Raw genomic sequence first — 13,817 nt, 5'->3', positions numbered from 1 at the left:
ACGGGGACTCCAGCCAGCCAATCGGAAGCACGGGAAGAGATGTCGGCACCGAATAAGTCGTACGACCCAGTAGAGGTCGAGGCCCTGAAACCGGAAGAAGTCGAGCGCATGCGGGACGAGGCGCTCGCCGCCTTCACCGCCGCCACCTCGCTCGACGCGCTCCAGGAGGCGAAGGTCGCCCACACCGGCGGCACCTCCCCGCTGGCCCTCGCCAACCGCGAGATCGGCGCGCTCCCCCCGCAGGCCAAGGCCGCCGCGGGCAAGCTCGTCGGCCAGGCACGCGGCGCCGTCAACAAGGCGCTCGCGGCCCGCCAGGCCGAGCTGGAGGCCGAGCGCGACGCCCGCGTCCTCGTCGAGGAGGCCGTCGACGTCACCCTGCCGTACGACCGGATCCCGGCCGGCGCCCGCCACCCGCTGACGACCCTCTCCGAGCGCATCGAGGACGTCTTCGTCGCGATGGGCTACGAGGTCGCCGAGGGCCCGCAGGTCGAGGCGGAGTGGTTCAACTTCGACGCCCTGAACATCGGCGCCGACCACCCGGCGCGCGGCGAGCAGGACACCTTCTTCGTCCAGGCCGCCGACGGCACCGCCGACTCCGGCCAGGTGCTGCGCACCCACACCTCGCCCGTGCAGATCCGCTCCCTCATGGACCGCGACCTGCCGGTGTACGTGATCTGCCCCGGCGTCGTCTACCGCACGGACGAGCTGGACGCCACGCACACCCCGGTCTTCCGCCAGGTCGAGCTGCTCGCGGTCGACGAGGGCCTCACCATGGCCGACCTCAAGGGCACCCTGGACCACATGGTCCGCTCCCTGTTCGGCCCGGACATGAAGACCCGGCTGCGGCCGAACTTCTTCCCGTTCACCGAGCCGTCCGCCGAGATGGACATGGTCTGCTACGTCTGCAAGGGCGAGTCCGTCGGCAACCCCGACCGCCCCTGCCGCACCTGCTCCTCCGAGGGCTGGATCGAACTCGGCGGCTGCGGCATGGTCAACCCCAAGGTGCTCACCGCCTGCGGCGTCGACCCCGAGAAGTACAGCGGGTTCGCCTTCGGGTTCGGCATCGAGCGCCTGCTGATGTTCCGCCACAACGTCGAAGACATGCGAGACATGGTCGAAGGTGACGTCCGCTTCACCCGGCCGTTCGGGAGTGAGATCTGATGCGTATCCCGCTTTCCTGGCTGCGGGAGTACGTCGATCTCCCCGCCACCGAGACCGGCCGTGACGTCCAGGCCAAACTCGTCTCCGCAGGACTTGAGGTCGAGACCGTCGAGCAGCTCGGCGACGGCCTCAAGGGCCCCCTCGTCGTCGGTCAGGTCCTCACCATCGAGGAGCTGGAGGGCTTCAAGAAGCCGATCCGCTTCTGCACCGTCGACGTCGGCACCGCCAACGGCACCGGTGAGCCGCAGGAGATCGTCTGCGGCGCCCGCAACTTCGCCGTCGGCGACAAGGTCGTCGTCGTCCTGCCGGGCGCGGTCCTGCCCGGCGACTTCGCGATCGCCGCGCGCAAGACGTACGGCAGGACGTCCCACGGCATGATCTGCTCCAGCGACGAGCTGGGCATGGGCGACGACGGCACCAAGGGCATCATCGTCCTGCCGCCCGAGACCGAGGTCGGCAAGGACGCCATCGAGCTGCTCCAGCTCGTCGACGAGGTCCTCGACATCGCCGTCACCGCCAACCGCGGCGACTGCCTGTCCATCCGCGGCGTCGCCCGCGAGACGGCCATCGCGTACGGCCTCCCGCTCAGCGACCCGGCGCTCCTCGACGTCCCCGGGCCGAACGCCTTCGGCTACCCGGTGCAGGTCAGCGACCCCTTCGGCTGCGACCGCTTCACCGTCCGCACGGTCACCGGCCTCAGCGCCGAGGCGCGCTCCCCGCTCTGGCTGACCCGCCGCCTCCAGAAGGTCGGCATGCGGCCGATCTCCCTCGCCGTCGACGTCACGAACTACGTGATGACCGAGCTGGGCCAGCCCCTGCACGCCTACGACCGCTCCCTCGTCCAGGGCGCGATCGGCGTCCGCCGCGCCGCCGAGGGCGAGAAGCTCGTCACCCTCGACGCCGTCGAGCGCACGCTGCACGCCGAGGACCTCGTCATCACCGACGAGCGCGGGCCCATCGGCCTCGCGGGCGTCATGGGCGGCGCGAACACGGAGATCGACGACGACGGGGCCACCGGTGACGTCGTCATCGAGGCGGCCCACTTCGACGCGGTCGCCATCGCGCGCACGGCCCGCCGCCACAAGCTGTCCACGGAGGCGTCCCGCCGCTTCGAGCGGGGCGTCGACCCGCAGGCCGCGTCCGCCGCCGCCCAGCGCGCCGTCGACCTGCTCGTCCTGCTCGCCGGTGGCACCGCCGAGGCGGGCGTCACCGAGGTCATCTCGCCGTCCGCGCCGCACACGGTTCGCATTCCGGCCGACCACCCCGACAGCGTCGCGGGGGTCGCGTACGGGCGCGAGACCGTCGTACGGCGGTTGCAGCAGATCGGCTGCGACGTGTACGGGCAGGACGAGCTGATCGTCACGGTCCCGTCCTGGCGGCCCGACCTCGCCGCGCCCAACGACCTCGCGGAAGAGGTCATCCGGCTGGAGGGGTACGAGAACCTGCCCTCCACGCTGCCCAAGCCGCCCGCCGGGCGCGGTCTGACCGGGCGGCAGCGGTTGCATCGCCGGGTGGGCCGTGCGCTGGCCGGGGCCGGGTATGTCGAGGCGCCGTCCTACCCGTTCATCGGGGAGCAGGTCTTCGATCAGCTGCTGCTGGACGCGGACGACGTCCGTCGCCGGGTCGTGAAGCTGACGAATCCGCTCAACGACGAGGAGCCCGCGCTCCGTACGTCGTTGCTGCCCGGGTTGCTCGGTGCGCTGCGGCGCAACGACGGGCGGGGGACTCATGATCTCGCCCTGTTCGAGACGGGGTTGGTGTTCCATCCTCGGGAGGAGCGGGCCGTCGCCGCGGTGCTGCCGGTCGACCGGCGGCCCACGGACGAGGAACTCGCCTCCCTGGACGCCGTGTTGCCGGTTCAGCCTCGGCATGTCGGGGTCGTGCTCGCCGGTGCCCGGGAGCAGGCCGGGTGGTGGGGCAAGGGGCGCCCCGCCGACTGGGCCGACGCGGTCGAGGCGGGGCGGCTGGTCGTGCGTGAGGCCGGGGCGGAGGTCGTGGTGCGGCAGGGGCAGTACGGGCCCTGGCACCCCGGTCGGTGCGCCGAGTTCGTGATCGGTGAGACCGTCGTCGGGTACGCGGGCGAGCTGCATCCCCGAGTGGTCAAGACGTTCGGGCTGCCCGCCCGCACCGCCGCGATGGAGATCGACCTGGACGCGGTGGAGGCGGCCGGGGAGGGGCTCCTTGAGGCGCCTCGGATCTCGTCGTTCCCCGTTGCCACGCAGGATGTCGCGCTGGTGGTGGAGAGCGGGGTTCCTTCCGCCGATGTCGAGGCGGCGTTGCGGGAAGGGGCCGGGGAGCTGCTGGAGTCCATCCGGTTGTTCGACGTGTACGAGAACGTGGAGCAGTTGGGGGAGGGGCGGAAGTCGTTGGCTTACGCGCTGCGCTTCCGCGCCGGGGACCGGACGTTGACGGTCGATGAGGCTTCGGCTGCTCGGGATGCGGCTGTCGCTCTCGCGGGGGAGCGTACGGGGGCTGTCCTGCGGGGTTGATCTATCGCTGCCGGGTGCGGGTGGATTGTGGCTGAGCGCGCAGTTCCCCGCGCCCCTGGGTGGGTTCACTCATCTGGGTGACAAGTCCCGGCTGGATAGCCCCCTTCGGCCATCCCGTCGACAGAATGCAGACCGGTCTTTCGGGGCCGGTCTGTTTTCGTTCCTGGCCTAGATGGGGGGCCGTCGGGGATGTTCAGCGTCAGGCGGTCGTTGGGGTGGGTCGTTGCGTCTGTGGTGTGTGGCGCAGTGGCTGTCACGTCGTATCAAGTTGTCTGTCCGTTTGTCGGTGGGGCGGTGTTCTTCGCCGCCGAAGGTGGCGTCGCGCTGTACGTACGCCGTGAGTTGAAGCAGGCCCGGTACGTCGCCGGGGTTGCCCAGAGTGTGGTGCTGCGGCCCTTACCGCCCCGCGTCGAGGGGCTCGGCGTCGCCGCCGTGCAGGTCTCCGCCGAGCGGGGGGCCTCCGTCGGCGGGGATCTGTACGACGTCGTCGGCACCGAGTTCGGGGTGCGGGTCGTGATGGGGGACGTACGGGGGCACGGGCTCGCGGCGTTGGGGACCGTCGCGGCGCTGCTCGGGGGGTTCCGGGAGGCCGTGTACGACGAGCCCGAACTCGGGGGAGTGCTACGCCGGTTGGACCGTACGCTCGGCCGGCACCTACGGGACCGCGCTCTCGCCGAACACCCTTCCAGCGGGCTGGAGTCGGAGTCGGGGCCGGTGGGGGAGGAGTTCGCCACCGTGCTGTTGCTGGAGATCGGCGCGGACGGCGGCGTACTGGCGCTGAACTGCGGCCACCCGTGGCCGTACCTGATCACGGGCAGCCGGGTCCTCCCCCTGTCGAGAGCGGACCCCCTCCCACCCCTGGGCCCGTTCCCCCTGCCGGCCGACCTGGCAGCGGAGCACGGGTTCTTGCTCCCGGGAGAGTCGCTGGTCCTGTTCACGGACGGCGCGGAGGACGCGAGGGACAGAAGGGGCCGCTTCTTCCCGCTCCCGTACATGCTGGAGAGAGCGGCGGCAGAACACGGCGGTTCACCGAAGGAGTTGGTGACGGCGGTCTTGGCGGACCTGCTGCGACACGCTGCGGGAAGGCCGGGGGATGACGCAGCGCTACTCGCACTTTGCAACGCCCGCTCAGGTAGCTCTTTTAGGGGCGCGGGGAACTGCGCGACCAGCCCCATGCGGTCCGCACCCGACAACTCACCTCTGGCCCCACATCCTTAGTCCCCACCCTCCGACCGGGACGTCGCAACTTCGAGGGGGAGCCGCCGCCCCGGCCGGAGGCACTCCAGTGAACCGGCACCACCACCCCGCCGACACCGTACGCACCCCACATTCACGAGCGCTCCCTTCACACCCCGTGTGAACCCACCCCCACTACGCTGGACCCACCGAGCCACAACGGGGGCCAGCATGCAGCCCAACACCCTCCTCGACGCCATCCTCGACGAAGCCGGCATCTCCCACGCGGGCCTCGCCGCTCACGTCAACGAGGTGGGCCGCAGACGAGGACTCGCCCTCCGGTACGAACACACCGCCGTGGCCCGCTGGTTGAAGGGCCAGCGCCCGAGAGGCCAGGTCCCGGACCTGATCTGCGAGGTGCTGGCGGCGCGCCTGCACCGCCCGGTGACGCTGGACGACATAGGGCTCGGTGTCCCGGGCGAACCCGGCGCCCCCCACTCGGGCACGCTCTCCGGCTTCGTGGAGCGCGCAACGGCCTTGTGGCGTTCGGACGAACAGCAGCGCCCGCACATCCTCGGCGCCCCGGCGGTCACCGGAACCCCCGCGGTGATGCCGGTGTGGGAGTGGGAGAACCCGCCGGAGGACGTGGACGTGAGCCGCGGCGGACGCCACCGCGTCACCGCCGGGGACATCGAGATGCTGAGGGCGGCCCGCGCCCACTACGAGCAGATGTACCGCAAGGCGGGCGGCGTGGCGACGCGCGCGCGGATCGTCGGGTTCCTGAACGCGGAGGCGGCCCCGTTGCTGAGGGGCGGCTACACGGACGCGACGGGCCGCCAACTGCACCGCGCGACAGGCGGGTTGGTGGCGATCGCCGGTATCTGCGCGTACGACTCGGACGCGCACGGCCTCGCGCAGCGCTACTTCCACCAGGCGCTGCGCCTGGCAAAGGCCAGCGGCGACCGGGGACTCGGCGCGTACGTGATCGTGCTGCTCGTCAACCAGGCCCTGTTCATGCGGGAGTTCCGGCAGGCGGTCGCGTTCGCGGAAGCGGCGTTGCGGACGGCCGGCAAGCACATCACCCCCGCGCTGGCCTCCGACCTGTACGCGATGCAGGCGAAGGCGTACGCGCACCTCGGTGACGGGACGAGCGCGATCTCCTGCATCCGGCGCGCGGAGACAGCGGCCGACCGCATCCGGCGCGGCCACGAACCCGACGAGACGGGCTATGTCCAGCCGGGCCTGGTCAACGTCCAGGTCGCCGAAGCCCTGTTGAGCCTCGGCGACATCACGGCCGCCGCCGAGCACGCCGCCGCTGCCGTCGACACCCCGGCGCACGACCGGGGCCGCGTCCACCGGCTGGCGATGCTCAGCACGATCGAGCTGCGGCAGGGCAACGCGGACAAAGCGGTCGTCACGGCCGTCGAAATGGCCGAGCAGGCGCGGGGGATGGAGTCCCAGCGGCTGCGCGACCGGCTGCGCGAGGTCCGCGAACACCTGGCCCGCAGCGGCGGCGCCGGTACGGCCGAGGCGGCCGAGCTGATCGACGGGGCGCTGCGGGTGCCGCTGTAGGGAGACCCGTACGACTGATCTGCGGCGTACGGGGAAGCCGCACCACTGACCCCTGTCCGCGTCCGGGAAGGCGCCCCCCGGTTCACCCCCGATCCGCCCCCCGTGTGCTCCCGCTTCCACCTCCGTACCTCTCCGCCGCACATCCCCTGCTGCGATATTGCCCCTTACCCGACGGAAGGTGGCAGAACCGTGCAGTGGACGAAAAAAAACGAACAGGTTGTGTACGTGAACCGGTGGTTCAGCGTCAATCTCGCGGACGTCGAACTGCCCGACGGGCGGCACCTGGACCACTTCCTCATCCGGCTGCGGCCGGTCGCGGTCGCGACGGTGGTCAACGACGCGAACGAGGTGCTGCTGCTGTGGCGGCACCGCTTCATCACGGACAGCTGGGGGTGGGAACTCGCGGCCGGCGTCGTCGAGGACGGCGAGGACGTCGCGGACGCGGCGGCGCGGGAGCTGGAGGAGGAGACCGGCTGGCGGCCGGGACCCCTCCGCCACCTGATGACCGTCGAGCCGTCCAATGGACTCACCGACGCCCGCCACCACATCTACTGGGCGGACGAGGGGGAGTACGTCGGACACCCGGTCGACGACTTCGAGTCGGACCGCAGGGAGTGGGTCCCGCTCAAGCTCGTCCCCGACATGGTCGCCCGTGGGGAGGTCCCGGCCGCGAACATGGCCGCCGCCCTGATGCTCCTGCACCACCTCAGGCTGGGGTGATCCTCAGCTCAACGCCCCATCCTCTCCCAGAGGGTGGCCACCAGAGCGCCGATGGACGTGACCGCGGCCAGTGAGGGAAGCGGCCAGCGGCGGTGTTCCAGGGTGATGATCCGGCTGTTCAGTTCGTCGAGTTCCTTGGCGGTCTCCTCGGTACGGTGGGTCAGCAGAGCGAGACCGCCTTCGACGCGGGCATATGCCACGTCGAGCCGGCGCCGTAACTCTGCGAGTTCTTCAGCCTTCATCGTCCTGGTGGGATGTTCCGGATCGCCGGTCACCTCTCCGCTCCTCTCCGCGATGATCCGTGATGGTCCGTAACGGAACGCCATCCCTTGCATGCGCATGAAGAGTGAACCTCCCTGGTGGGCGCGGCGGGAGAGTGTGCGGAGGGCATATGCGGGCCCGGCGCGCACACGGTGTGTGAATGGCGCGGGCCCGGCGCTCCGAAGAGCGCCGGGCCCGTTCCGGGTGACGGTGCGTGATCAGGCGTACGGGTAGAAGCCCGCGCCGGACTTCCGGCCCAGCCGGCCCGCGTCCACCATGCGCTGGAGCAGCGGGGGAGCGGCGTACAGGGGTTCTTTGTATTCGTCGTACATCGACGCAGCGACCGACGCGACCGTGTCCAGGCCGATCAGGTCCGACAGTTTCAGCGGGCCCATGGGGTGTGCGCAGCCCAGTTCCATGCCGTTGTCGATGTCCTCGCGGCTCGCGATGCCCGTCTCGAACATCCGGATCGCGGACAGGAGGTAGGGGATCAGCAGCGCGTTCACCACGAAGCCGGAGCGGTCCTGGGCGCGGATCGCGTGCTTGCCGAGGAGCTTCTCGGCGAAGTGCTGGGCGCGGGAGAGGGTGCCCTCGCTGGTGGTCAGCGCCGGGATCAGCTCGACGAGCTTCTGCACCGGGGCCGGGTTGAAGAAGTGGATGCCGATCACGTGGTCCGGGCGGGACGTCGTGACCGCGAGCTTCACCAGCGGGATCGACGAGGTGTTGGAGGCGAGGATCGCGTCCGGGCGGGTCACGACCTGGTCCAGGACCTGGAAGATCTCCGCCTTCACCTGCTCGTTCTCCACGACCGCCTCGATGACGAGGTCCCGGTCGGCGAACTCGCCGAGGTCCGTGGTGAAGCTGAGGCGGGCGAGCGTGGCGTCCCGCTCCTCCTCGGTGATCTTGCCGCGTTCGGCGGCCTTCGTCAGCGACGTGAGCAGCCGGGTCCGGCCGTACTCCAGGGCCTCGCCGGTCGTCTCGGCGACCTTCACGTCGAGTCCGGCGCGGGCACAGACCTCGGCGATACCGGCGCCCATCTGGCCGCAGCCGACCACTCCGACGCGTTCGATGTCGGTCACATCGCTCCTCTCACGGTGCTGATCCTGCTCCGAACGTGCACGTTACTAGCAAGTATCGATGATCGATCGCCGGGGTCGGGCATGCTGTGCCCCGAGACGATCCGCACATCGAGTTTCCAAGGGGTTCTGCTATGGGGCGATTGACTCGGCGGGCGTTCGCGGTGGCGGCGCTGTCGGTGCTGGCGGGAGGGAGCGACGCGGCTGCGGCGGGGCGGGAGCCGGGGAGGGCTGCCCGGCGTGAGATGCGGGGCATGTGGCTCGCCACTGTCGCCAACCGGGACTTCCCCTCCAGGGCCGGCCTCACCGCGGCCCAGCAGCGTGCCGAGCTGGTCTCCTGGCTCGACCTCGCCGTCCGGTCCCGGCTCAACACCGTGATCTTCCAGGTGCGGCCCACCGCCGACGCGCTCTGGCCGTCCCCGTACGAGCCCTGGTCCGCCGTCCTCACCGGCACGCAGGGCGTGAACCCCGGCTGGGACCCGCTCGGTACGGCCGTCGCGGCGGCCCATGCGCGCGGGCTCCAGCTCCACGCCTGGTTCAACCCGTTCCGGATCGCCAACCACACGGACCCCACGAAGCTCGTCCCCACGCATCCCGCCCGCGTCCACCCCGAGTGGGTCGTGACGTACGGCGGGCGCATGTACTACAACCCCGGGCTGCCCAAGGTCCGCGCCTTCGTCCGTACGGCGATCCTCGACGCGGTCCGCCGCTATCCCCTGGACGCCGTCCACTTCGACGACTACTTCTACCCGTACCCCGTCGCGGGCCAGGTCTTCGACGACGACGCGGCCTACGCGGCGTACGGCAAGGGCTTCCCCGACCGTGCCTCCTGGCGGCGCGCCAACATCGACCGCTTCGTCCTCGACATGGCCGCCCGCGTCAAGGCCGTCCGCCCCGCCACCCGCTTCGGCGTCAGCCCCTTCGGTGTCTGGCGCAACAAGACGACCGACCCCCTCGGCTCCGACACCCGCGCCGCCCAGTCCTACGACGACAACTTCGCGGACACCCGCAAGTGGGTGCGCGAGGGCTGGATCGACTACATCGTCCCCCAGGTGTACTGGAACATCGGCTTCGCGGCGGCGGACTACGCGAAGCTGGTGCCGTGGTGGGCGGAGGTCGCGAAGGGCAGCCGTACGGACCTCTACATCGGCGAGGCGCTGTACAAGGCGGGCGACCCGGCGCAGGCCGCCCCCTGGCAGGACCCGGCCGAACTGTCGAAGCACCTCACCCTCGCGGACACCCGGCCCGAGGTGCGGGGGCACGTGTACTTCGCGGCGCGCGAGGTGAAGGCGGACCCGATCGGGGCGTTCTCGCGGGTGGTGAAGGACCACTACAAGAAGGCGGCCGTGGGGTGAGCCCGTCCGGCAAACCCCTTCGACGCCGGCCGCCCCCACCTGCGACCCTCCTCCCATGACCGACACCTTCCCCCTCGCCGAGGGATACGAGTTCTCGCACGACACCGACCGCATCGACGCCGAGCGGGTGCACAAGTGGCTGTCCACCGATGCGTACTGGGCGCTCGGGAGGGCGCGGGAGAAGCAGGACGCGGCTATCGCCGGGTCGCTCAACTTCGGGGTGTACGCGGTGGGTTCGAGGGAGCAGGTGGCGTACGCGCGGGTGGTCACCGACCGGGCCACCTTCGCCTGGCTGTGTGACGTGTACGTCGATCCGAGTGTGCGGGGGAAGGGGATCGGGACCTCGTTCGTGGCCGGAGTCCGGGATCACGTGGCGGCGTTCGGCATCCGCAGGATGCTGCTCGCGACGCACGACGCGCACGGCGTGTACGAGAAGCTGGGGTTCGCGGCGCTGGAGCGGCCGGACCGGTGGATGGCCTTGCACTTCGGGTGAGTTCAGGGCAGGCGGGTGTAACGCGTCGTGAGGACAAGGTCCTTCGCCGGGCCGCCCACCCGCCACACCGTCAGCCAGCGGTCCGGGTCCACGACCGTGAACTCGCCCCGGTAGAGGTCGGCGGAACAGGGGTGCTCGGCGACATGGTGGCCGGTCGTGAGGTCGAGGCCGTGGAAGGGCCGCCCGTCGGAGAAGCGGACGTCGGCAGCGCCCGGCGTCGCCCCCGGCAGGAACCGCAGGGTGCGTGAGGCGGGCCGGGCGACGCCCTGCCAGGTGAACGTCCCGGACTCCAGGTGCAGCAACCCGGCGGGCTCCAGGGGCCGGAAGTCCGTCGTACCGGTGAACGAACCGGCGTCCCCGCTCGCGAGGTCCCGTACGGACCGCTCGACCGCCCACGTCCCCGCGAGATGGCCGAGAACATCCGGAACCGCCCACCACCCGCTCACCCGTCCCCGCCTTCCGACACTTTCGGTACCGCGCGACTCATTGACGCCTCCCCGCCCCCTCCTTATCTTGCCGTTCGAAGTGCTGACCATTGTCCGACATTTCGAACATCGAGCCGCGGAGCCCCCATGTCACGCACCCGCCTGAGACTAGGTCTCGGCGCCACCGCCCTCCTGCTGGCCACGGCCGCACTGCCGGCCACCGCACACGCCGCCCCCACCGACTACGCGATCACCGTCGACCCCGCCGCGCAGGGCGCGAAGATCGACGACACGATGTACGGCGTGTTCTTCGAGGACATCAACAGGGCCGCGGACGGCGGCCTGTACGCCGAACTCGTCCAGAACCGCTCCTTCGAGTACTCGACGGTCGACAACCGCTCGTACACCCCGCTGACGGCGTGGACGGTCACCGGCTCCGCGAACGTCGTGGACGACGCGGGCCGCCTCAACGACCGTAACCGCAACTACCTCGCCCTGGCCGCCGGTTCGGCGGTCACGAACTCCGGCTACAACACCGGGATCCATGTCGACCAGGGCAAGAAGTACGACTTCTCGGTCTGGGCGCGCGCGGAGTCCGCCGCCGCGCTGACGGTCACCCTCCAGGACGCGGACGGCACCCTGGCGACGGCGCGGCAGGTCGCCGTACGGGCGGGCGGCTGGCGGCAGTACAAGGTGACGCTCACGGCGACCCGCACGAGCAGCGCCGGCCGCCTGACCGTCGCCTCCACCGGGGCCGCCGCGCTGGACATGGTCTCGCTGTTCCCCCGCGACACCTACAAGGGCGAACCCAACGGCCTGCGCAAGGACCTGGCCGAGAAGGTCGCCGCCCTGAAGCCGGGCTTCGTGCGGTTCCCCGGCGGCTGCCTGGTCAACACCGGTTCCATGCAGGACTACAGCGCGGAGTCCGGCTGGCAGCGCGCCCGCTCGTACCAGTGGAAGGACACGGTCGGCCCGGTCGAGACCCGCGCGACGAACTCGAACGTCTGGGGCTACAACCAGAGTTACGGCCTCGGCTACTACGAGTACTTCCGCTTCTCCGAGGACATCGGCGCGATGCCACTGCCCGTCGTCCCGGCGCTGGTGACCGGCTGCGGCCAGAACAAGGCCGTCGACGACCCCGCGCTCCTCCAGCGGCACATTCAGGACACCCTGGATCTCATCGAGTTCGCGAACGGACCCGTCACCTCCCAGTGGGGCGGGCTCCGCGCGCGGATGGGCCACCCGAAGCCGTTCCACCTCACGCACATCGAGGTCGGCAACGAGGAGAACCTCCCCGTCGAGTTCTTCGACCGCTTCCAGCAGTTCCGGGCGGCCATCGAGGCCAAGTACCCGTACATGACGGTGATCTCCAACTCCGGCCCGGACGACTCGGGTTCGACCTTCGACACGGCCTGGCAGCTCAACCGGGACGCCAAGGTCGACATGGTCGACGAGCACTACTACAACAGCCCCCAGTGGTTCCTCCAGAACAACGACCGCTACGACACGTACGACCGCGGCGGCCCGAAGGTCTTCCTCGGCGAATACGCCTCCTGGGGCAACGCGTTCAAGAACGGCCTCAGTGAAGCCGCGTTCATGACGGGCCTGGAGCGCAACGCGGACGTCGTCGAACTCGCTTCGTACGCACCGCTGTTCGCGAACGAGGACTACGTCCAGTGGCGCCCCGACCTGATCTGGTTCAACAACCACGCCTCCTGGAACTCCGCCAACTACGAGGTCCAGAAACTGTTCATGACCAACGTCGGTGACCGCGTCGTCCCCTCGACGGCCACCGGCACCCCGTCCCTCCAGGGCCCGATCACGGGCGCGGTCGGCCTCTCGACGTGGGCGACGAGCGCCGCCTACGACGACGTCAAGGTCACCGGCGCCGACGGCACGACCCTGCTGAGCGACGACTTCTCCGGTGACGCCTCGAAGTGGACCCCGTCGGGTGCCGGCAACTGGAGCGTCCAGGACGGGAGTTACGTCCAGACGGACACGGCCGCCGAGAACACCCTGGTCAGCGCGGGCGACCCGAGCTGGCACGACTACGACCTGCACGTGAAGGCCACCAAGAAGGCAGGGAAAGAAGGGTTCCTGGTCGCGTTCGGCGTCAAGGACACCGGGAACTTCTACTGGTTCAACATCGGCGGCTGGAACAACACCCAGACCGCAGTCGAACAGGCCGTGGACGGCGGCAAGTCGACGCTGATCTCGAAGGCGGGCAGCGTCGAGACCGGCCGCGCCTACGACGTCGACGTCAAGGTCCGGGGCCGTCAGGTCACCCTGTCCATCGACGGCAAGGAGTGGGGCAGCTTCACCGACGACAAGCCGGCCGAGCCGTTCCGCCAGGTCGTCACGCGCGACGCGAGGACCGGTGAGCTGATCGTCAAGGTCGTCAACGCGCAGGCCACTGAGGCCCGTACGGCGATCGACCTCGGCACGTCCCGGGTCGCGTCCCGCGCGAAGGCCGTCACGCTGGCCGCCGCCGCCGACGCGGTGAACACGGAGACGGCCACGCCGGTCGCGCCCGTGACGTCCACGGTCGACGGGATCGCCAGGAAGTTCACGTACACCTTCCCGGCGAACTCGGTGACGTTCCTGCGGATCAAGCAGAGGTAGCCGGCAGGATCCCCCGCTCCGTGAAGACCTTCTTCGCGACGAACGTCGCGTTGAGGGCCTTCGGGAAACCGCAGTACCCGGCCGCGTGCATCAGCGCCTCCGTGATCTGCGTCGGCGTGAGGCCGACGTTCAGGGCGGCGTTGATGTGCACCTCCAGCTGGGGCTCGCAGCCGCCGAGCGCGGTGAGCATCCCGAGCGTCACCAACTGGCGGTCGCGGGGCGCCAGTTCGGGGCGGGAGTAGATCTCGCCGAAGCCCCAGGCGACGATCTGGTGCCCCAGCTCGGGGTTGATGTCGGCCAGCGAGTCGATGACCCGCTGACCGGCCTCGCCGTCGACCGCGCGCAGGACTTCGAGGCCGTGGGCGAAACGCTCGTCGCGGGTGGTGCTCGGGTTCTTGTCCGTCTCGGAGTTCGTCATGGGAAAGACGGTAGGAGTTGGAGCGCGCTCCAGCGCAAGCGCGTTTCCC

General features: G+C 70.3%; 12 protein-coding genes. 8 read left to right on the top strand and 4 right to left on the bottom strand.

The window, feature by feature from the left end; translation table 11 throughout:
• The first annotated feature begins 39 nt into the window (after positions 1-39).
• The 5 genes from pheS (at position 40) to ACQCO7_RS08275 (ending at position 7,118) form a co-directional block, all read left to right on the top strand.
• A complete protein-coding gene (gene pheS / locus ACQCO7_RS08295) occupies positions 40-1,161 on the top strand; it encodes a phenylalanine--tRNA ligase subunit alpha (RefSeq protein WP_464071204.1) in 1,122 nt (373 codons plus the stop codon).
• On the top strand, positions 1,161-3,650 hold the full coding sequence (gene pheT, locus ACQCO7_RS08290; protein WP_464071203.1) for a phenylalanine--tRNA ligase subunit beta: 2,490 nt from the start codon (positions 1,161-1,163) through the stop codon (positions 3,648-3,650). The genes pheS and pheT overlap by 1 nt, the downstream gene beginning before the upstream one ends.
• 294 nt (positions 3,651-3,944) lie before the next feature.
• Positions 3,945-4,868 carry a PP2C family protein-serine/threonine phosphatase gene (locus ACQCO7_RS08285; protein WP_464071202.1) on the top strand — a complete coding sequence of 308 codons (924 nt, stop codon included), beginning with the start codon at positions 3,945-3,947 and terminating at the stop codon, positions 4,866-4,868.
• 189 nt (positions 4,869-5,057) lie between these two features.
• Entirely contained in the window at positions 5,058-6,398 is a 1,341-nt protein-coding gene (locus ACQCO7_RS08280; protein ID WP_464071201.1) for a transcriptional regulator, read from the top strand.
• A gap of 189 nt (positions 6,399-6,587) precedes the next feature.
• The gene (locus tag ACQCO7_RS08275; protein ID WP_464071200.1) at positions 6,588-7,118 is read left to right on the top strand and encodes an NUDIX hydrolase; all 531 of its coding nucleotides are present in this window, start codon (positions 6,588-6,590) and stop codon (positions 7,116-7,118) included.
• Positions 7,119-7,126: 8 nt separating this feature from the next.
• On the opposite strand, the gene ACQCO7_RS08270 is transcribed toward ACQCO7_RS08275, so the two are convergent.
• Positions 7,127-7,393 (bottom strand): hypothetical protein, encoded by a 267-nt coding sequence (locus tag ACQCO7_RS08270; RefSeq protein WP_464071199.1) that lies wholly within the window; start codon positions 7,391-7,393, stop codon positions 7,127-7,129.
• A gap of 204 nt (positions 7,394-7,597) precedes the next feature.
• Positions 7,598-8,458 carry a 3-hydroxybutyryl-CoA dehydrogenase gene (locus tag ACQCO7_RS08265; RefSeq protein ID WP_464071198.1) on the bottom strand — a complete coding sequence of 287 codons (861 nt, stop codon included), beginning with the start codon at positions 8,456-8,458 and terminating at the stop codon, positions 7,598-7,600.
• Positions 8,459-8,589: 131 nt separating this feature from the next.
• On the opposite strand from ACQCO7_RS08265, the gene ACQCO7_RS08260 reads away from it, so the two are divergent.
• Both ACQCO7_RS08260 and ACQCO7_RS08255 read left to right on the top strand, forming a co-directional pair.
• Positions 8,590-9,810 carry a glycoside hydrolase family 10-like protein gene (locus tag ACQCO7_RS08260; RefSeq protein ID WP_464071197.1) on the top strand — a complete coding sequence of 407 codons (1,221 nt, stop codon included), beginning with the start codon at positions 8,590-8,592 and terminating at the stop codon, positions 9,808-9,810.
• Positions 9,811-9,865: 55 nt separating this feature from the next.
• Positions 9,866-10,303: a GNAT family N-acetyltransferase gene (locus ACQCO7_RS08255; RefSeq protein WP_464071196.1), complete on the top strand. Its 438-nt coding sequence runs from the start codon at positions 9,866-9,868 to the stop codon at positions 10,301-10,303.
• A gap of 2 nt (positions 10,304-10,305) precedes the next feature.
• Here ACQCO7_RS08255 and ACQCO7_RS08250 read toward each other — a convergent pair whose 3' ends face one another.
• Positions 10,306-10,749: a DUF6314 family protein gene (locus ACQCO7_RS08250; protein WP_464071195.1), complete on the bottom strand. Its 444-nt coding sequence runs from the start codon at positions 10,747-10,749 to the stop codon at positions 10,306-10,308.
• 126 nt (positions 10,750-10,875) lie between these two features.
• Between ACQCO7_RS08250 and ACQCO7_RS08245 the strand changes: the two genes are divergently transcribed.
• Complete coding sequence (locus tag ACQCO7_RS08245) at positions 10,876-13,350, top strand: alpha-L-arabinofuranosidase C-terminal domain-containing protein (RefSeq protein ID WP_464071194.1); 2,475 nt, start codon at positions 10,876-10,878, stop codon at positions 13,348-13,350.
• On the opposite strand, the gene ACQCO7_RS08240 is transcribed toward ACQCO7_RS08245, so the two are convergent.
• Complete coding sequence (locus ACQCO7_RS08240) at positions 13,337-13,768, bottom strand: carboxymuconolactone decarboxylase family protein (protein WP_464071193.1); 432 nt, start codon at positions 13,766-13,768, stop codon at positions 13,337-13,339. The two genes, ACQCO7_RS08245 and ACQCO7_RS08240, sit on opposite strands and share 14 nt — an antisense overlap.
• Positions 13,769-13,817 lie beyond the last annotated feature (49 nt).

Source organism: Streptomyces saintjeani, from assembly GCF_055409605.1.
Note: the sequence above shows the minus strand (reverse complement) of the source record. Positions and strands in the feature narration are given on the sequence as shown.